Source organism: Nitrososphaerales archaeon (assembly GCA_032906765.1).
Classification (GTDB): domain Archaea; phylum Thermoproteota; class Nitrososphaeria; order Nitrososphaerales; family Gagatemarchaeaceae; genus DASPPF01.
Genome location: JAJTZB010000001.1, coordinates 79315 through 97979 on the forward strand (window position 1 = coordinate 79315; position 18665 = coordinate 97979).

The window sequence follows — 18665 nt, forward strand, 5'->3', positions numbered from 1 at the left end:
TATCAGGTTCCTCGGCGGCTCTGCTTGCTGCGCCTGACTCGTCAGATCACCCTTTGCCCTCCGCGGCCGGCAGGATGTATGTGTCGTAGCTCCCGTAGTTCCTGCCGTACCCTATCACACCGTTGTGGTCCACGTCCCAGATGGGTGGTTCGATGTACAGGTCACCGTTTGGGTCTGCGGTCAGCGTCAGCATCGGTATCGCGTTTGTCGGTGACGGTTGCTGCGAGGCGGGGCCTGCCTTGGCCAAGCCGTCGGGTATCTCGTAGATGCTACCGTGGCACGGGCATTCGTATTGCTCGTGGGTCGGCGCCGGGTTGTAGTTCGGGCTGCACCAGAGGTGGACGCATACCTTGCTGAAGGCCACGAACGCGGCCGCGTCCTTGGCGTCCCCGTTGAAGGGCGCACCAGCTGGCAGCCTAATCAACTCGAACTTCACGAAGGTGTCTGGGTTCTGCGCGTCCAGGGTTGCGTCACCAGTCGAGGGGTACGTCACAGCCCAGTGCGAGTTTGAGGGGAAAGTGTTGAGGTCGTTCACGTTGACTGCCTTCCCCGCCGCCTGGCCGAATTTCGGGTCGTTGTCTATCACCGCCTTCTGCCTCTGGTACTTGCCTGAGCTGCCCACCGAAGAGGAGAGGAATGTACCCCAAGGGACAAACGGCGTGATCGAGAGTATCGCACCCACGGCGACCATGGCCTTCAGGAAGTTCCGCCGGCCCGAGCTCTTGGGCGGCAGCGGTCTCGAAGGGGGAGTCGGCGGCGGAGTCACCGCTGGGCGGGGAGGAATAGGCGGCGCAGCAGCCACAGGGAGAGGAGGGACGGCAACTGGCGGTCGCTGCGGAGGCTGAGTCTGAGGGGGAGCTGCAGGTGTCGGTGGGACTCGTGGCGTCGGCGGTACCGCGGCCTGCTTCTGCTTCTTTTCCTCTTCAGGCTGAGAGGTGGAGGAAGACGTTTGCTTGGAATCCTCCGACATACTTGCCGAGTGGGGTGCCTAGGCGGCATTTTTAACTTTGATATGGAGAAATTGAAAACCGACAACATCGTGACAATAATTTTATAGACCGTTGTGGGGTCGCCGACCTAGTAAGCGATTTTGGCCAAACCCAACAGTGGCACGGCAGCGGTAGGCGTGGTGGTGGCGATTCTCATCATCGTCTCTGTGGCGGCCATAGGGTACTTCCAGTTCAACGTCGCGCCGACGCTGTTCACAAGCACCACGACGACCACAACCACGTCGGGCGGACTGCCGCCTCCGGGCCACTTCGTCAACGTGTCCATCATCCAGGGGGCGTCCGTGTCCGGAGATGGTTTCAGCCCGGCCGTTGTGACTGTAGTGATAGGAGTCAACAACACGATAGTCTGGACGAACAACGATCAAGCTCCACACACGGTCACAGCCAAGGACAACTCGTTCAACAGCGGGAACATGAACCCAGGCGCCGTTTTCCAGTTCACTTTCAGCAACCCAGGGACTTACAGGTACGGCTGCAACTACCACTCGTGGATGGCCGGAACCGTCGTAGTCAAGTCTGGCTGAAGCGACAACGCGGAAATAGCAGTCAGTGCCGAGCCGGACCATTGAAGATACTCGCTTCCGCAGACGACCTTGACGAGCTCTCAAGGGACGCTGGCTTCATAGTCAAGCGCCCAGCAGCTGCGTACGTTGCAGAGACCGAGGAGGACGTGTTGACCGTTCTCCGGTCGGCCTCGCAGCTTGGCCTGTCCGTCACTCCGAGGGGGTCTGGGACCTCGATACCAAGCCAGGCTGTGGGCAGCGGCTACGTGCTGCTGCAGAACGCGAGGCGCGCAGACCTAAGCGATCCCGGCACCATAAGCTGCGACCCGGCCTTGGTCAAGGCTGACCTGAATGCGGCGCTGGACCCGCTGGGAGTCTGGATGCCAGTAGACCCCTCGAGCTACAAGTCGTGCAGCGTTGGCGGGATGGTCTCGAACAACGCGTCTGGCGCAAGGACCTACAAGTACGGCTCGACCATCGACTACGTGCAGGAGCTGCGAGTTGTCCTTCCCGAGGAGGGATTGAAGGTCGTGAAGCCTGTCGGCATCGAGGAAGCCCTGCATTCGGGGGGTTCGACAGCCAAGGTCTCGAGCCTCCTCATCGAAAACGGGAAGGCGATAAGGGATGATTCTCCTAAGGTCACGAAGAACTCCTCTGGCTACAGGTTGGAGAAGATCATCCACGATGGCATGGTCGACCTGCCAAGACTCTTCGTCGGGTCGGAGGGGACTCTTGCAGTGACGACAAAGATCAGGCTGGCCACCAGACCGAAACCAGTTGAGCGACTCCTGATCGTCATCGAGACTTCGCTGGCCGAACTTGACAAGGTCGCGGCTGCCCTGAGGGAGCACGGTCCCAGCGCCGTTGAGCTCGTGGACAAGTCAGTGTTCAGACAGACAGGAAGGGAGGAAAGAATCAAGTCGCTCTCCAGGACGGAGGAGGACTATCTGGTCTTCTGCGAGTTCGACGGGCTTGTTCGGGGCGAGACCTCGCGAAACTTGGAAGAGGTCGCACGGGACAAGACTCTGGTGCAGTTCGACCCCGTGGTGCTGGAAGACGCTGCCGAAGTCTCTCGGGCCTGGGAGGTCAGGAACGAGACACTGACGATAGCAGGCGAGATTAGAAGAGGGTCAAGGGTCCCCCTGCCCGGGGTGGAAGACCTCGTCGTTCCCCCGCAGTTGCTCGGCACGATGGTCAGGCTGCTCCGCGACTCGTTCGAGTCGAGGGGGCTCGAGTACATCTCCTATGGCCACGCAGGAGACGCCAACCTGCACATGAGGCCTCTCTTGGACCCAGGCTCGAGCAGCGACGTAAGCTTGCTGAGGGAGATCATGGATGAGTGCTTCGAGGCCGTGTGGAAGATGGGAGGGTCAATCACGGGGGAGCACGGCGACGGCCTTCTGAGGGCGCCATTTGTGGAGAGGCAGTACAGGCGTACCTACTGGATAATGAAGGAGGTAAAGAAGCTGTACGACCCGAAGAACCTACTCAACCCTGGCGTCAAGGTGACCTAGCACCGGCGAACGCACGCGCGAGCAGCCTGGCGACTCTCACTGGCTCTGGGATGGAACCCTGGAGGGTGAACTTGTCGACGATGGACAAGGCATCCTTCTCCGCGATACCGCTTGTTCTGGCATAGACAGCGTGACCCGAAGAGAGCTTGAGGCGTTTCCTTGCTCCCAGCCTTCGGTATGCCTTGAGCTTCTCGTCGGCGTGGCCGGGGAAGTGTCTGATGATTGAGGATTCTATCCCAGACGTCTCCTTGTAGGTAAGGCAGATCACCGGGACCTTCGTGCGGCTTGAGAGCAGGTCGACGTCGATGATGTTGTAGAGGCTGAGGATGGCGCCTGAAACCATCAAGAGGTTGACGTCGTTCCTCTCGAACGACCTGAAGAGCCTAGCTACTGAAGCGGTAGCGTCGTCGCCGCCGACCGACGTCCGGTCGAAGGCAGCCCCGTCGACAATGAAGTCGCCACGCATCACGGCACCGGCCAAGACCGACCACCTCTCGGTCTGCCTGAAGCTCTCTGCAACGCCAAGAACTCGGATGCCCTTCTTGTTCAGATGGAGGCGCAACCCGAAGGATGGAGAGGCCCTCCCAAGCTTTTAACCTTGGCAGACCCGGTCGGGTGTGTGGCTAGGATCTACAAGCTCGAGAAGGGGATGGGGATAACTGACGAGATACTGAGGATAGCGAAGAAAGAGAAGATCAGGACAGCGAGGGTAGAGGCGATAGGCGGCGTGAACAAGCTAGAGCTTGCGTTCTTCAACCATGAGGAGAAGAAGTACGAAAAGCGCAAGTTCAACGAGTTCATGGAGGTGACTTCGCTTCTCGGGAACATAACCCTGAAGGACGGCAAGCCGTTCCTTCACATGCACGGCACCTTCGGGAGGAGGGACAGTTCGGTAGTCGGCGGCCACCTTGTATCAGGATCTGTGTTCCCGATGCTGGAAGCCATTATCACCCCAACCAAGAACAGGGCCAAGCGGAGGTTTGACGAGGAGATGGGCCTGAACGTAATCTACAAGGTTGAAGCTTAGCACACGCCAAGTAACTGGGAGTGAGGCTCAGACAAATGCCTTCTCTTCACTAGTATGACCAAGTCGTAACTCTGAATCATCACGGCCTCGATGTTTCGGAGCTCGCTTGCGTTATAAAGGGTTCTCGGCTGGCGGCTGGGAAGGATTGGGCGGTGGGCCCGCTCAGCGCGTGACTAGCGGCAACTCCAAGATTGTGATCAGCCCGGGTCTCGCCCGCATGACCCTCTCGGCGGCGTTGACGGCGAGTGCTACCGTGGCTGAGTCACCGAAAACGCCGTTTTCAAACCGCAGTTTCAGATTCGGTTCACCGCTCACCTCGATCAGGTCGAAGTCGCTGGAGGATGTCGTCATCTCCAAGTCGAGCCTTATCCTGCATTCGCCAGCGCGGCCCTCCGCGAACTGGGCGGCCCCCATCACGTAGTCCGCTGCGCCGAGGACTGGCTTGATCCCCCATGTTACGTCCGTTGCCTCCCTCCCCAGGGAAGAAGCGATCAGCTGCAGCGACTCGACCAGCCCGACGTGGCCTATCCCCCCTTTCTCGAGGCCCTTCTCGAACTTCGCTTTCGAGAGCCCGACCCCCATCTTCGCCTGCAGCTGCCTCCTCCTCCTACCGACGTTGACGCTCCTCGTGACCCTGATGCTCCTCGGGCTCTTGGAGGCAGACGCCACAACGGCGGGGACCCAGTCCATCACGAACCCGGGGTTGACGCCGACACCGACCACCGTAGAGCCGCTCTGCCTAGCGATTCCGTCGAGCCGCACGGCGTCCTCGGAGTTCGCCCAGGAGGGGAAGGCCAGCTCCTCGCAAGTGCTGACTACCCTGATTCCTTTCCTGAGGACGAACTCGACGTCCTCGACCATATCGGAGAGCCGTGAGCTCGTCGCCATGATCGCGACTTGAACGTCGTCGAGGGGGATGTCCCTCACGTTCTGCATCACGCGGACATCACTGTTCAGGTTGGAGAGCTCCCGAAGCGTCTTCCCGGCCTTCGCTGGGCTGCTGTCGATGACGACAAGCAGGTCGTGCCTCTTCTCCAGGCAGTGCGCTGCTATCGCGCTTCCTATCGCCCCGAATCCGAAGAGAGCGATCCTGACCATGAAGGTGGCACTCCCCTCCCTTCATTTAATCGATACGCCTGGAACTCAAAGGATAAATCGACTGGGGCGCACTCAGAAAGGGTTGACCTACTCGATAGTCGCGCGCGACCCCAAGACGGGCGAGATGGGGGTGGCCGTTCAGTCGCATTATTTCTCAGTGGGCTCGGTTGTGACCTGGGCGAGGGCAGGCATCGGAGCGGTCGCCACACAGTCGATGACCGAGATCAGATACGGCCCGTTGGGCTTGGAGCTAATGGCTGCAGGAAAGAGCGCCGCGGAGGCCCTCAGAGGGCTGCTCGCGGTCGACCCTAAGCCTGACATCAGACAGGTGGCAATGGTTGACTCGAAGGGAAGGACCGCTGCCCACACAGGAAAGAGATGCATCCCCTACGCTGGTAACACGCAAGGGAAGAGCGTCAGCTGCCAGGGCAACATAATGAGGAACGGGAGGGTCTGGACAGCGATGAGGAAGAGCTACGAGAAGAACGCCAGGCTTCCCCTCCCAGAAAGGCTTGTTGCCGCCCTAGAAGCTGGCGAAGCTGCCGGAGGCGATGCTCGCGGCAAGCAGTCGGCCGCGATACTTGTTGTCTCTGGAGAAAAGACCTCCTCGTATTGGGAGGGGAGGGTGGTCGAGCTGCGCGTGGAAGACCATCCGGAGCCTGTACCAGAGCTGAAAAGGCTCCTTAGATTCAAGAGGGGCTACGATTGGGTGGACAAAGGTGACGGCTATATCGCTTCCGGCAAACTCGCGGCCGCCCTGAAGGCGTACGAGAGGGCACTCGAGCTCGTCCCCGAAGTAGACGAAATAAAGTACTGGGTCGGCGTGAGCCTGCTCCCGACCAAGCGGAGGGAACGGGGCCTGGACCTGTTGAAAGAGGTCTTTGCGAAGGACCGTAGTTACGTCAAGATGACGAAGGCAATCGTGAAAGCCGGGTCCCTGCCCATCGACCCCTCCGTGAGAGAAGCCTACCCCTAGTCGAACTCGAGCATCACGGAGTATCCAGCTATCCCATCAAGGAAGCTGCCCAGAGTGCGAACAGGCACGACCGCCGCCCCGCCCACGAACCTCAGGGTCTCGTCCGCAAGCAGGAGAATCACGGTTGCGATTGGTTTGAGGGATTCTCTCCCTTCCCTGAGGAGCCTCGCCCTTCTCCTCTGCGCCTCCGCGCAGCGGGCGAGAGACGGCACCCCCATCGTCCGCTTCCAGTGCTTGCAATCTACTGCGAGGGAGACAAGGTCGGAATGGGCGAGCAGGTCAAGCTGGGCCCTCGGACGCCTGATCACAAGATTCTCCTCCACAACGAACCCTCGGATTCGAAACAGGTCAGCGCAGAACGATTCGAACTCCTCCCAGTCCAAGCCGCCGGCCACCTCCTCGAGCCTGGCACCGAGCCTGCAGGCCAGGATAGCCCGAATGACCCGGGGGCTCCCCTTCCCCGCTGACCCGCGGAGCTCGAACTCCAGCTGCCTGAACTCCTCCTCGGCCTTGCCCGTCAGCTCTCCGTTGAGGACCCTTCTGGCGTTCGACTGTTCCGGGATCAATGCTAAGAGATGAAGGCTGGCAGGATTATAAGCCGCCCCCCGTGGTCCGAAGGTGGCAAGGCAACAGCGCTCTGGTACGCAGTCGGCGATGGCCCACTTGAATCCGTTAAATCCATGGGCAGAGAACCTCTCGGACAGTGCGGACTGTCAGCAGCGTCGAGTATGCTAGGCTCGTGGGGTTCGTTGAGCAGACTCTACGACAGTTGAGTTTCCGCTATTACACGAACGCTACAAGGAGAGTGACGGAATACGAGGTGTTCGACCCGGCGAGGTTCAGGATTCTTGTGGAGGACGCATTGGTCGAACCGGCTGCTCTTGGCCCGATTGGTGCTGGGAGGAAAGTCACAGCCATTGAAGTCCGGCGCGACATTGGGGCATCTGAGCCGGTTGAAGACGCTAGGCGCCACGCTAGGGAGTTCGTCACCAAGCTCATCTCACTTATGCCCATGGAACCGTGGAAGGGGTTGGGACTGGTTAGGTCAAGGACGGTGAAGGCGAGGTGGCTGGAGCTCGGGAAGCTCTAGGGAAGAAGAGCGGGTTGACGACGGGCAGGTACCCGCCCAGGAGAAGGCGGACGAAGACAAGAGGAGCAGGGAGCCCAATGAGAGTCCAGCGCGCCTAGGTTGGAAGGACTACATCGCGCTCTTGATCGCGGCGCTGGAGACCGTCTTCCTGCCTCTGCTTGTCGTGATCGTGGTACTGGTCTTGCTGGTCCTCCTCGTCCGCTGAATTCAGGCCTCGACGGCCGTCTTCTTCGCAAAGTCAATGTCGTACAGGCATTCGACCCAGTGACCCCTAACCGTCCGCCGGAGCTCGGGTACAACCTTTGAGCACTTATCCGTCGCGAAGGGGCACCTGGTCCTGAACCTGCAACCCGAGGGGATCGCTATGGGACTCGGGACGTCGCCCTGCAGGGCTGCCCTTCCCTTCCTCTTCGCAGGGTCCGGGACCGGGGCTGAGGAGAGAAGAGCAACCGTGTATGGGTGCTTCGGGTGATCGTAAATCTCGGAAGCTCCTGCCACTTCGACGATGCGCCCCAGGTACATCACTGCTATCCTGCGACACATGTACCTGATGACGGACAGGTTGTGCGAGATGAAGAAGTAGGTGAGTGAAAGTTCTGACTGCAGACTGACCAGAAGGTTCAGGATTTGGGCCTGCACAGAAACGTCGAGCGAGGAGGTTGGCTCGTCGAGGACAAGGAACTCGGGCTGGACAGCGAGCGCCCTAGCGATTGCTACCCTCTGCCTCTGCCCGCCGCTGAACTCGTGAGGGAACCTAGATAGGTGGTCCGGGTTCAGACCAACCAGTTCTATGAGCCTGCTCGCTTCGTGCTCCGCTTCCACAGAGCTAGAGGCGATTCCGTGGATTCGCATCGGCTCAGTGAGTGCAGACTTTACTGACTGTCGCGGGTCTAGGGACGCGTATGGGTCTTGGAAGACGACCTGCATCTTCCTCCTGAATGGCTTTAGTCTCCTGCCCTTGAGTCGGGTTATGTCCGTCCCTTCGTAGATCAGCCTGCCCCTAGTGGCATCTGTCAATCGCATGATGGCCCTGGCCAGCGTAGTCTTTCCGCAGCCTGATTCCCCTACGAGGCCGATGGTCTCGCCCCGGACTACCTCCAGGCTGACGCCGTCCACGGCCTTCACGTATCCCTCGACCCTTCCTAGGAGACCGCCCTTGATTGGGAACCACTTGTAGAGGTCGGAAACCTGGAGGAGTGGAGCTCCCTCGCTCATCCCTTCATCCTCCGTAGAGCAAGCAGGCTACCTTGTGGCCCGGCCTGACCTCAATCAGAGGAGGTTTGACCTTCGGGCAACGCTCAAAGGCCTTGGGGCACCTCGGGTGGAACCTGCAACCGGGAGGCGGGTAGATTAGGTCCGGCACCGAACCTCCGATTGTTTCGAGCTTGATATTCTCCATGTCGGGCCTCGGTATTGCCGCCAACAATCCCACAGTGTAGGGGTGGAGAGGGGACGCGAACAGCTCCTCAACGCCCGCCACCTCCACGATGTTGCCAGCGTACATCACAGCGACCCTGTCGCAAACCTCGGCCACCACCGCCAGGTCGTGCGTTATCAGTATGATCGCAGCATCTATCTTGTCTCGCAGGTCCCTCAGAAGCTCCAGAATCTGGGCCTGGACGGTCACGTCCAGGGCCGTCGTTATCTCATCCGCGAGCAGCACCTTCGGTCTCCTCACCAGGGCCATCGCAATCATTGCCCTCTGGCGCATGCCACCAGAAAGCTCGAATGGATACATCTTGAAGACTCTCTCAGGCTCCGGAAGCCTGACGAGGTGGAGGTATTCGAGGACCATCTTCTTGGCGAGCCTCCTCCTCTCCCCCCTAGAGAGGGTTGCGCCCGGACTGCCGAGACTCTGCCTCTCGCGGCGGGCGTGCACATTTCCCGGTTGCTTGACGAGCAGCTGGTCGATCTCCTTCAGCTTGAGGCTGAGCAGAGAGTCTAGGTGAGCCCTCTTGTCGGCTGTTAGAACCTCGGTAAGTTGAGAGCCCACAGACAGCACGGGGTTGAGGTACGTCATCGGGTCTTGGAAGACGAAGGCGATGTCTTTGAGACGGGACAGCCGCAGCTCGTTCTTCCTGAGCGACAGGAGGTTCCTCCCGCCCAGTGTCACCTCTCCGCCAATCACCTTGGCGTTCTCGGGCAAGAGGCCAGCTATCGAAAGTGCGGTCACTGACTTGCCACAGCCGCTCTCGCCCACCAATCCGAGTATCTCACCGCTCCTCACCTCCAGGTCAACACCGTCGAGTGCCTTGACCTCACCGGCGTAGGTGTGGAAGACCACCCGGAGGTCCTTTACCACGAGGGTCAGCCGTCCCGCTGAGCCCTCCTGCTTGGTCGCCAAGTATCTGTCTCCGGCTACCTTCTCAGTCGGGGGTCCAGTACGTCCCGTATCCCGTCCCCGAGGAGGTTGAATCCCAACGCAATCAGGAGTATCGCGAGGCCAGGAAAAAGGACGATCCAGGGTGAGGTGAAGACGCTTGCCTTTGTGATGCCGTCGTTGACGAGGTTGCCCAACTCTGGCAGCAAAGGCGAGGGCGAGAAGCCCAAGAACATGAGAGCAGCGAATGTCAGTATCACGCCTCCCACGTCCAGCGTCGCCTGGACCAAGACAGGGTAGATTGAATTGGGCAAGAGGTGCCTGAACACGATCCTCAGTCCTCCTGCCCCCATCGCCCTGAGAGCCTCCACGTATGGCTTCTCCTTCTCGCTTAGCACCTGAGACCTGGAAAGCCTGACGTACGTCGGCCACCAGATGACTAAGACTGCGAGCTCGAGGGCCCAAAGCTGGCGCGCCACGACGGTGGCCAGGATTATTGCAAGGGGTAGCACCGGGAATGCCAGGAACACGTCTGTGACCCTGAGGACAGCCTCGTCCGCAAGGCCTCCGGCGTACGCGGCTACTGCTCCGAGTGTGACGCCAACCGCGAAGGCGGCGCTGACTATCTCAAAGGCCACCTCGATGTCGGTAGGAATTGAGAGGAGGATCATCTGCCAGAGGTCTCTGCCGTAAGCGTCAGTCCCCAGCGGGTGCGGAGCGGAGGCGGGGCACGTGTAGATGTTCGCTATGTGCCAATCTATCAGAGGATTGTTCCAGCAGTTCCTCAGGGCGAAGTCTATGGACTTCCAGGCGCCGGGGTCGACTAGCAGCGGGGAGAGGAGGGCCAGGATTACAGAAATCGCGGCAAGCGCAGAACCGATCAGCACCAGCGGATTCCTGAATAGCACGTGAACGGCGTACCTGCTTTCGGAGGTTGGCTTGCCCTCATTCGCACCTGGTATCTTCCATCGCCTCAGTATCGGATCCTTGGATCCAGCTTCGCGTAGATCAGGTCGACCGAGAGGTTTGCCAGAACGATAATCCCTACCGTCGCGAGGGTATAGAGCTCGAGGAAGCCCGTGTCGAAAGAGAGCGACGCCTGGACGGCCGCGGCACCTATTCCGGGCCAAGAGAACACGATCTCGATCAGAACGACTCCTCCGAACAGGGTCGCCACTATCAGGCCCGCAATCGTTACCGCTGGAAGGAGAGCGTTCCTGAGCGCGTGCCTGTAGATTACTACCCTGTCACTGAGGCCCTTGGACCTAGCGAGGAGGATGTAGTCTTGTCGCAGCACCTCCAGCATGCTGGAGCGGAGCACCCTTGTGAGGGCGGCGATGGTCCCTGTGGCCAGCGTGAATGCAGGAAGGAAGACGGCCACCAGCGCGTCCCAGAAGTAAGCCGGATTCCCAGAAAGGATAGCGTCGAAGAGAGGCGCGCCAGTGTAGGCCGTGACCTGCCCCGGGTTGGCGAAGCAGATAGCGCAGGTGGTGCCGACCTGTCCCTCAACAGGCAGGAGGCCTACAGCGAAACCTCCGTGGGGGACTGTCAGGTAGAGCCCGAAGAAAAGCTGATAGACGTAGCCCAATACGAAGAGTGGCACGGAGTAGCCGAGGAGCGCGAACAGCCTCGATGTGTGGTCGGGAATGCTGTTGTTGTGGGTGGCGGAGATGACACCGAGGGGAAGGGCTATCAAGATCGTTAGAATCGAGCCGACCAAGGCAAGTTCGGCTGTATAGGGGAACCTCCCCGCGAAGACCTCCCAGGTCGTCTCGCCCGTCCCCGATATTCCAGGAAGGAAACTGTAGCCCCAGTTGCCGCTCAACGCGTTGGAGAGCCAGCCGAAGTACTGCTGCCACAGAGGCACAACGCATCCTGCAACGTGCTGGGAGAGTGCCGAGTAGGAGGGGCAGGATGACGTCGCCACGCCCAGAGTCTGTGCCAACTGCAGCTTCTCCGGGTCGTTCATCTTCGGAGTTATGTAGGCAGCGAGGACGGATTCCGGAGGTAGGGGCCCCCTGAGGAGCCAAAAGACAATCACGCTGCACGCGAGCAGGACGAATACGGCAAAGATCAGGCGCCGGAGGACATATTGATAGAGCCTCAACGAACCTCGGCGAATGACCGCGCTCGCATTATAAGCTTTGACGGAAAAAAGGTTGGGCGCCCTCTACTATTTGATGTAGAGGGTCGCGAAGTACTCAGGGCCGGTCCCGCCGGCCGCCGATGTTGATAGAGCAGCGTTGTAGTAGAAGCCGCCTATATTCGAGGTCATGGCCATGAAGTTCAGTGGATACTGAGTCCATAGGTACATCACCTGGTCGTTGGCCACGACGTTCATTTCGTGCGTGGCTTGGTTCAAGGCTGCTATGTTGTTGTGCGAACTCGCGTTCAGGACCTGTGACCACAGCGTCGCCATAGAGCCGAGGTTCCATCCGTCTGGGCCTGTGTACGTATTCGCTGGGGCGTACATCGGGCCGAGGAAGTCGACCGACCAAGGATAGTCAGCGAACCATCCGAGTGCGTACATGTACAGGTGTGTTGGTGAGGCGAACGCCTCGTTCAGGAGCTGTCCTGTTGGCAGCGGCACCACCGCCACCTGGAGGCCCATGTTGTATGTCGCACTGATGTTGTTGATGTTGCCGGCTATGGTGTCCATGATTCCCTCGTCGACTGTGTCGCCTACGCCCCAGTACAGGTTAACTGTCTGAGGGGTCGGATGTCCGCAGGTGCCGCTGGACCCCAGTGTGGCGCATCCGAAGGTGTTGTTGAACAGCCCGGGTCTGGCGGCCGTTCCATTGACGAAATGGAAGCTTGTGAGCGGGTGCTTCATCGCGTCCAGGAGCATGTTCTGAGCCTGGACCAGGTTGTAGCTGTACGCTGGCTTGTCGTTGGGGAAGAAGGACCCGGCTGGCGGTAGGCCAGGCGCGACGACGTTAATCGCTGGTTGGCCGAGCTTGTTGTTCAGCGTGAGCATGATGTTGGTGATGTTCACAGCGTCGGCGAAGGCAAGCCTGATCCGCTTGTCAGCGAACGGTTGGAAGGAGTAATACTGGCCTGTTATTGCGTTCGTAACGTTGGTGTCGAACGGGTCGAAGAGCACAGAGAGACCGGAGTATGTCCCGTACAGCGTCACGCCTGGAACTGTTGACTGAAGAGTGTTCTGGGTCAACCACGCATTCCTGTTCGCGAGGTCATAGAGGTGGGTCGCGTCCGGGTCGATGACCATCGCCTGGCCGGACTTCGCGGCGTTCTGTAGGTCGAGTTCCCTAGTGGTGATGTCAGCCACGTAGTTCACCTTGACCGTCTGGATGCTCGGATGTATGTTCCCTGACGGGCCGCCCCAGTAGTGGGGATTGGCCGTGAGGACGAAGTCGTTCGTGTTCTTGTTGTAGCTGGTCATGACGTAGGGACCTGTTCCTGCCATCGCGCCTGAATACGAGCCGTCCAGGTAGGTTGCGGCGCAACCACCTGGGGTGGCTCCGCTGTTGCAGGTCGCGCTCAGGTCGTACAGATACTGGGTCACCTTCGTTGTGAAGTTGCCGCTGAGGGTAGGGTAGGGGAGGGTGTAGCCGTTGCTGCTCCGACTCCAGAGCTGAAGGTCCTGGTGCATCACGTAGGTCGGAGCCAGAATCGAGGCCCACTCGCCAGCCATGAGGAACGGGAACGCGGCGTTCGGGCTCATCACGTTGACCGTGAATGTGTTCGGGCCTGTGACACGGATGAAGTTCTCACCCAGGACCGCGTCGACGTAGGACTTGCCGTACGTCTGAGCGGCTCCGCTCTGTTGGGTGCTCAAACTCTTGTCAAGGAGTTGCTGGAGTATCCAGCTCGCCTGGGTGCCGTGCGCCGTGGGCGTACTGGCGTCGAAGACGAGGAGCCTGTTCAGAGAGAAGTAGACAGCTGACGCGTTGAGGGTCTCGGCGTCTTGGAATCGGATGCCCTGCCTCAGTGTGAATTGGTAGGACTTGGCGTCGGGAGATGCGGTGTAGCTCTGTGCCAGCCAAGGCACGACGGAGCCGGAGGTGGTTCCGTTGAACCAGAGCAGCTGCTCATAGACCTGCTGGAAGATGGTGTAGTCGTACGAGAAGTACGACACCCCAGTGTCCAGGTACTGCGGTGTCGCAGGCGTCTCGTAAGTCAGGACGCTCGGCACCGAGGTGGTCGTTGTGGGCGGAGCTGTTGTGCTCGTCGTCGGTGGGGTTGTCGTCGTTGTGGGTGGAGTGGTGGTAGTGGTCGACGGCGCACTTGACGTGTACAGGAAGATTGTCGCACCGGCCGCTACGACTAGAATTACAATTACTACGACTGCTAGGGTTGTGGATATAGCGCTTTTTCCGTTGCGCATTAAGCGCGGCAGAAACGTTTCATTGTATTTAAGGGTTGAAGACTGAAAAGCGGTTTTGCTCCGTCTTCGGCTGTTCCTTTCGGTATTCTCGGTAGCAGTTGTCCCCGCCTCAATATTTCCCTGAAGGATGTGTAGAACCTCCGATATTCAGCATAGAGAGAAGGTCCGCCATTAAAATGTGATTAGGATTGCTCACGGCGACACTCGCCAACCAAAGCTGAAGAAGGGGGCGACCGATTGAAGACGGAACATTACTTGAATTGGCCATTTCGCATCTCGTGGTGGTGCTACTCCACCAGTCTCACGTACTGTGTCAGCTGCGTTGTCGACCCTACCTCGGTCGCTTCGACAAAGGAACTGTAGACTGTGAACTTGTGGGCGTTCAGATAGGCCGAGCGGACGTCGGTCCACTGGGCGAGAGAGGGTACGTGATATAAGGCGAGCAGGTAGGGACTTCCAATCCAGGGAGAGGTGAATGAACGGAATCCGCAGGGTCTCCAATCCCGCCGAGTATGACAGGAGACAGTCAAGACTGCCCTTCAACTTTCCTTCCCTCTCCAGTCAAGGAACCGGAAAGGCGACGCTGTAGGAGGTTACCGATACGTGCGATTCCGAACCCAAAGCCGTGCCGTTTACGAAGTACTGGAAGGGCCTACCGTTGAACATCGTGTCATGCCCGGAAGGCGAATCGTAGACGGCCACGTCTGTCAATGCCATACCCAGTGAGGGCGAGGGGGAGAAGACTCCTTGCTCGAGAACGCTGGCGGTCTCGATTCCTAGGGCTATTCCTCTCGAGCTCAGGCACGGACCACCGAATGTTGAGCCTGTCAAGTCGTTCCCTGTGAGCTCATGCATGAAGTTAGGGAGGGAGAAATCGAAGTCGTACCAACCCGAGCTGTTCGGGAGGGCGTCAAGATGAAAGACAACGACATACCCGTTGGTGAAAGACCCGTTCGACTTCTGCCAAATCGACCCCAGGACCAGGATCACCGAAGAGAATTCCTGATTGGTGGAGTTTAGGCTGTCTATCGCGAAATGGATCCTCGTGCTCGAGTTGACCGTGGTCGGGCCGAGCAACTGCAGGAGCGATATCCTTCCGCCCTCCCCTGGGGACATTCCTGCGACGAAGGCGTTCCTCGAATCAACTGTGGAAACACCGTAGATTGCCCTCGAGCGATTACCGAGCATTATGTCGTTCTCGGCGTGGAGCATCCCCCATTTGTGGTTGATGGGACTGGGGCTGCCGAGAGGCGAGGGGCAGAAGTAGACAGGGCCCAGACTGAACCCGTTGATGTAAGCGATGCCGCTCGGGTCGCTGAAGTCCCCGTTTCCAACGGCGTTCTGAGTAGTGTTGAAGCGATGGGGCGGGTTCCAGAAGGGCTGGAGAAGTCCTGTGTAGGCCGCGAGTCCCACCATTACAGCCAGCAGGACAGCGACGCTGGCCCATCGCAAGGGAAACAAAGGACGATAATTCCTGGCCGCCTTCTCCAGATTTAAGCGTAGCCGCTCGGCAGCCGAGGGTGCACCCGGGCTGACTGACCGCAAAGGGAGACCCTTCGGCATCTCCAAAAGCCTATAGGCCGAGGGCTGGGTCGAATGCGTGGACGCGCCTGCCTTTGAGGAAAGGTAGATTGGAGAAGCTCGTGGCTTTCGCGGCCATGATGATAGCAGCCGGCGTCGGGATCTCGGCGTACGGGTTCAGTCTTCTGCACAGCCTTGAGTTCGGACCGGTGGGGTACCTGTGCCCGGCCTACGTTTGCACGTTCGACGAGTTGTTCCAAGCGGGCTACGGATGGATCGTCGTGCTCTCCTACGGCGGCATCGCCTCGTTCGCAGCAGGCGTAGCCATCCTTACGGGTTCGCTTCTCGCAAAGATGCAGGATTAGGGCAGAGCGGTCAGCGTCATGGGATGGCGACCCTCTCCGCTGTCGCACCAGTCGTGATGCCCGGGTCGCAGGTGAGGAAAACGTGCCCATAGGTGGCGTAGGTCAAACCCAGCCCGGGTGCTTCGCAGCTGAGCGTCCTGTAGACCCCGTACACTCTCTCGTTGTGTGTGGGGGGCGTCGACCTGTAGAAGTTGAACCAGTAGACGACCGGGGCCAGAAAATAGAAGGAGACCGCGGTCACAATCAGAATGGCAACAGCCAATCTGAACTTCTGCAAACCGAAACGTTCCCAGTCCGCGAGGCACTCATAAGCCTACTGCCAATCCTCTGGTCTTCTTGCAGTTTCCCCGTTTCCGCCCTGGCCGACCTGGTTATTTCTTTGTGAGGAAATCTGGCGGCCTGTCCGACACGTCGCCGGTATAGTTGCATTCTATGTACCCCTTTCCCCTTACGTCATCCTCGTCGAGCCTCGTCAGCTCGTGTGTCGCGTTCATGGGGCAACGCAGGCACCGCGAAATGGAGACCTTGTCCTCCACCCAGGGGCAAAAGACACCATCGGGTTTGAACTTGTGGACGAAAACGTGCCTAGGCAAGCGCTTTGGCGACGACCGGTGTCGGATAAAAGCTTGCAGAATCAGAGGCTGTTTATCGGGGTCCTGGCTTGACTCCAAGGAAAACTCCGCGTCTGGACTATGAAATTGCCTATGATGTAAGAATTCGCGAAGTTTGGCGAGAGGATCTCGGTGGCCGCGGTCTGGTACATCTGTGTGGCGTTCTGCTGTGTGTTGTAGGCGTAGAAGTTTGCAAGGCCGATGGTGTCGGTCGCGTCGTAAACTGCTGCCACCCACTCGTGGGTGCCTGCCACCGTCGTACTCGGGAGTACGCTGAAACCCATCATCTTTGCCTCAGTGGTGGACGCAAGGTAGTACTCGGCATGTCTCTCCTGCGTGGAAAAGAAGTTCGGCAGGTTGCCGTCGTGGTTCTGGAGGACCTTCACTACAGACCTGTACGCGGAGGGGCCGCCCGTTGCTTGGAAGACCATCCCATCTCGGAAGACGGCGTAGACCCGAATCACAGCCGAAGAGTTCTCACGGTAGACGAAAAACTGGTAACCGCCGAGGCTCTGGCTCTGCAGGCTCGAGCTCGCGTAGTTGTAAAAGGCATGGTACGCTTCCGGTTTCAGCGCGAACACGTCGACCCCCCCTCCGGGCCTAGAGCTGACCTCGAAGGAGTACAGGGCCTGGTCGACACTCACGTTGTATCCTGTGTCATATACCCTGATCAGGGTATTGTTCTGGATGGCGTACTGGGCGCCGGGCGAGGAGACTATTCGACTGAAGTTGTAGAATCTCACGAGGGTAGCGTCAGTAGGGACGTAGGTCATCCAGGCCTGCTCCTTGAACGGGATCTGGCTTGGCAGGGAAAGGACCTCAGGTCCCCTTGGAATCAAGGCGACGACGATGACCACGGTAAGCAGGGCCGCAGGAATCCCTAGGGCGATCAGGGGCTTGGTTATCCTACCGCTGCCCTTTCCTGACTTCGGCCTGGGCCTAAGCTTTACCAAGAATTCTGTCCGCAATCCGAACCGAGGTTATAAGGGAATCGCAAGAAGTTTCGGAATCGTTAAGTGTCCTTTCGCATATTCACTTCTGTGGTCCTGGCCGAGTGGAGGGAGGAACACGGAGATGCGATGGCCTTCATCATGGTTGCCGCTTCGACGCTTTTGTCAGGCATCCTTGCAGCGTACATGAATGTCGCCGAGCAGGGCGCCGATACCGTCTACATCACGGAGGTCTTCGGGACAAGGCTGTACCTCAGCGCCGTGGGGATGGGAGTCCTTCTTACCGGTCTGATAGCAGGCGAAGTCTATGTAGTCTCCAAGATGGAGCGGACCAGGAGCGTTGCCGAGGGAATCGTGCTGTTCAGCTTTGCACTTCTGTCGGGCATGCTCGCCCTCCTGTTCACGCAGACCTTCGCGTATTCCTACTTCCCGATAGGCGGGGGTGTTCTGGTCCTGGTTGTCAGCGCGGGCGTCTTCATCTCCATCTATCTGACATTCCTTGTGTTGATAGGAGAGTACTCAGAGGGAATGAAGAACGTCCTGCTCCTGACATTCAGCGGCACCATAGGGGCCTTCTTCAGCCTGCTGATTCCAACTGCAGGAATGGTCTTCGTCCTGCTGATCGTGGTCAGCATCGACGTGTTGATGACATACATCAGGGCGCGCCAGGCCGGACCTGAAGAGCCCCTCAAGCTCTCAGTCACCACCGGGGATTGGGGAGTGGGCATGGGAGACTTGATAGTGTTCGCGATGGTCACCGACAAGGCGCTCGTCTCGGCCGGAATCCAGGGATATCTTGTCTCCATTGGCCTGCTGACCGCAGGCTTCTGGGGCGCGATGAGGCTCATTAGGTCGGGAGACCACAGGCTAGTTCCAGGCACCCTTCTGGCTGCCCTGCCCGCCGCGCTGCCCATCTTCTTCGTAGTAATTCTGAGATAGGCGGAATCCTTTTTGAGTGTTTGGCGTTCCCACTTCGACATGGGTGTCCTCGGCAGGTCCGCAAGGCCCGTCCTCGCCCTCAACGTCGTCTCCCTGGTCGCAGGGGGCCTGGGGTTCCTCTTTGGCGGCGACTTCCGGACGGTCTTCTTCCTGGCGATGCTGGCATTGACGGGATTCATATTCGTGTCCGCCAGCCTCGAGGACATCCGCATGACTCCGACCGGGACCCAAATCAGGCGCGCCCTTTTCAAGGAGGGGGCGCCATATTCCGCTCAGAGGCACAAGGAAGCGCTTGAGACTGCCAATGTCATGGTGGCGATTGGGGGAATCATGCTCGCTGAAACCATCGGGATCTCCCTGGTCGTCGCGATTCTTGGTCTATAGCCTCCGCTG

General features: G+C 59.1%; 22 protein-coding genes. 9 read left to right on the forward strand and 13 right to left on the reverse strand.

Annotated elements, in window-relative coordinates:
• Positions 1 to 46: 46 nt before the first annotated feature.
• Entirely contained in the window at positions 47 to 691 is a 645-nt protein-coding gene (locus LYZ69_00435; protein ID MDV3276915.1) for a Rieske 2Fe-2S domain-containing protein, read from the reverse strand.
• Here LYZ69_00435 and LYZ69_00440 point away from each other — a divergent pair.
• The 3 genes from LYZ69_00440 to LYZ69_00450 all read left to right on the forward strand — a co-directional run bounded on the left by LYZ69_00440 (position 690) and on the right by LYZ69_00450 (position 3027).
• The gene (locus tag LYZ69_00440) at positions 690 to 845 is read left to right on the forward strand and encodes a hypothetical protein (protein ID MDV3276916.1); all 156 of its coding nucleotides are present in this window, start codon (positions 690 to 692) and stop codon (positions 843 to 845) included. The genes LYZ69_00435 and LYZ69_00440 overlap by 2 nt on opposite strands.
• 245 nt (positions 846 to 1090) lie before the next feature.
• Positions 1091 to 1534, forward strand: coding sequence for a cupredoxin domain-containing protein (locus LYZ69_00445; GenBank protein MDV3276917.1), 444 nt, complete (start codon positions 1091 to 1093; stop codon positions 1532 to 1534).
• A 41-nt stretch (positions 1535 to 1575) separates the two neighbouring features.
• Positions 1576 to 3027 carry an FAD-binding oxidoreductase gene (locus LYZ69_00450; protein MDV3276918.1) on the forward strand — a complete coding sequence of 484 codons (1452 nt, stop codon included), beginning with the start codon at positions 1576 to 1578 and terminating at the stop codon, positions 3025 to 3027.
• Here LYZ69_00450 and LYZ69_00455 read toward each other — a convergent pair.
• A complete protein-coding gene (locus tag LYZ69_00455) occupies positions 3014 to 3589 on the reverse strand; it encodes a DUF99 family protein (protein ID MDV3276919.1) in 576 nt (191 codons plus the stop codon). The two genes, LYZ69_00450 and LYZ69_00455, sit on opposite strands and share 14 nt — an antisense overlap.
• Before the next feature lie 57 nt (positions 3590 to 3646).
• Here LYZ69_00455 and LYZ69_00460 point away from each other — a divergent pair, with 57 nt between their 5' ends.
• The gene (locus LYZ69_00460; protein MDV3276920.1) at positions 3647 to 4054 is read left to right on the forward strand and encodes a DUF296 domain-containing protein; all 408 of its coding nucleotides are present in this window, start codon (positions 3647 to 3649) and stop codon (positions 4052 to 4054) included.
• A gap of 162 nt (positions 4055 to 4216) precedes the next feature.
• Here the strand turns inward: LYZ69_00460 and LYZ69_00465 are convergent, their stop codons facing one another.
• Positions 4217 to 5152: a hypothetical protein gene (locus LYZ69_00465; protein ID MDV3276921.1), complete on the reverse strand. Its 936-nt coding sequence runs from the start codon at positions 5150 to 5152 to the stop codon at positions 4217 to 4219.
• 82 nt (positions 5153 to 5234) lie between these two features.
• Here LYZ69_00465 and LYZ69_00470 point away from each other — a divergent pair, with 82 nt between their 5' ends.
• Entirely contained in the window at positions 5235 to 6128 is an 894-nt protein-coding gene (locus LYZ69_00470; GenBank protein ID MDV3276922.1) for a DUF1028 domain-containing protein, read from the forward strand.
• Here the strand turns inward: LYZ69_00470 and LYZ69_00475 are convergent.
• Positions 6125 to 6694 (reverse strand): restriction endonuclease, encoded by a 570-nt coding sequence (locus LYZ69_00475; GenBank protein ID MDV3276923.1) that lies wholly within the window; start codon positions 6692 to 6694, stop codon positions 6125 to 6127. The genes LYZ69_00470 and LYZ69_00475 overlap by 4 nt on opposite strands.
• 137 nt (positions 6695 to 6831) lie before the next feature.
• Here LYZ69_00475 and LYZ69_00480 point away from each other — a divergent pair, with 137 nt between their 5' ends.
• A complete protein-coding gene (locus LYZ69_00480; protein MDV3276924.1) occupies positions 6832 to 7218 on the forward strand; it encodes a hypothetical protein in 387 nt (128 codons plus the stop codon).
• A gap of 207 nt (positions 7219 to 7425) precedes the next feature.
• Here LYZ69_00480 and LYZ69_00485 read toward each other — a convergent pair whose 3' ends face one another.
• From LYZ69_00485 to LYZ69_00510, 6 genes are all read right to left on the reverse strand, one after another.
• Entirely contained in the window at positions 7426 to 8433 is a 1008-nt protein-coding gene (locus tag LYZ69_00485) for an ABC transporter ATP-binding protein (protein MDV3276925.1), read from the reverse strand.
• Positions 8434 to 8437: 4 nt separating this feature from the next.
• Positions 8438 to 9418 (reverse strand): ABC transporter ATP-binding protein, encoded by a 981-nt coding sequence (locus LYZ69_00490; GenBank protein ID MDV3276926.1) that lies wholly within the window; start codon positions 9416 to 9418, stop codon positions 8438 to 8440.
• Positions 9419 to 9576: 158 nt separating this feature from the next.
• Complete coding sequence (locus tag LYZ69_00495) at positions 9577 to 10425, reverse strand: ABC transporter permease (GenBank protein MDV3276927.1); 849 nt, start codon at positions 10423 to 10425, stop codon at positions 9577 to 9579.
• Between the two features lie 86 nt (positions 10426 to 10511).
• Entirely contained in the window at positions 10512 to 11645 is a 1134-nt protein-coding gene (locus LYZ69_00500; protein MDV3276928.1) for an ABC transporter permease, read from the reverse strand.
• A gap of 66 nt (positions 11646 to 11711) precedes the next feature.
• Positions 11712 to 13886, reverse strand: a complete 2175-nt coding sequence (locus tag LYZ69_00505; GenBank protein ID MDV3276929.1) for an ABC transporter substrate-binding protein — start codon at positions 13884 to 13886, stop codon at positions 11712 to 11714.
• A 561-nt stretch (positions 13887 to 14447) separates the two neighbouring features.
• Entirely contained in the window at positions 14448 to 15347 is a 900-nt protein-coding gene (locus tag LYZ69_00510) for a hypothetical protein (GenBank protein MDV3276930.1), read from the reverse strand.
• A 170-nt stretch (positions 15348 to 15517) separates the two neighbouring features.
• On the opposite strand from LYZ69_00510, the gene LYZ69_00515 reads away from it, so the two are divergent.
• Entirely contained in the window at positions 15518 to 15772 is a 255-nt protein-coding gene (locus LYZ69_00515; protein MDV3276931.1) for a hypothetical protein, read from the forward strand.
• Positions 15773 to 15788: 16 nt separating this feature from the next.
• Here LYZ69_00515 and LYZ69_00520 read toward each other — a convergent pair whose 3' ends face one another.
• From LYZ69_00520 to LYZ69_00530, 3 genes are all read right to left on the reverse strand, one after another.
• Complete coding sequence (locus tag LYZ69_00520) at positions 15789 to 16049, reverse strand: hypothetical protein (GenBank protein MDV3276932.1); 261 nt, start codon at positions 16047 to 16049, stop codon at positions 15789 to 15791.
• A gap of 94 nt (positions 16050 to 16143) precedes the next feature.
• The gene (locus LYZ69_00525; protein ID MDV3276933.1) at positions 16144 to 16365 is read right to left on the reverse strand and encodes a hypothetical protein; all 222 of its coding nucleotides are present in this window, start codon (positions 16363 to 16365) and stop codon (positions 16144 to 16146) included.
• A 41-nt stretch (positions 16366 to 16406) separates the two neighbouring features.
• Complete coding sequence (locus LYZ69_00530) at positions 16407 to 17336, reverse strand: hypothetical protein (protein ID MDV3276934.1); 930 nt, start codon at positions 17334 to 17336, stop codon at positions 16407 to 16409.
• 63 nt (positions 17337 to 17399) lie between these two features.
• Here LYZ69_00530 and LYZ69_00535 point away from each other — a divergent pair, with 63 nt between their 5' ends.
• Together LYZ69_00535 and LYZ69_00540 are read left to right on the forward strand one after the other, a co-directional pair.
• Positions 17400 to 18272 (forward strand): hypothetical protein, encoded by an 873-nt coding sequence (locus LYZ69_00535; protein MDV3276935.1) that lies wholly within the window; start codon positions 17400 to 17402, stop codon positions 18270 to 18272.
• Between the two features lie 12 nt (positions 18273 to 18284).
• Complete coding sequence (locus LYZ69_00540; protein ID MDV3276936.1) at positions 18285 to 18656, forward strand: hypothetical protein; 372 nt, start codon at positions 18285 to 18287, stop codon at positions 18654 to 18656.
• The last annotated feature ends 9 nt before the right edge of the window (positions 18657 to 18665 follow it).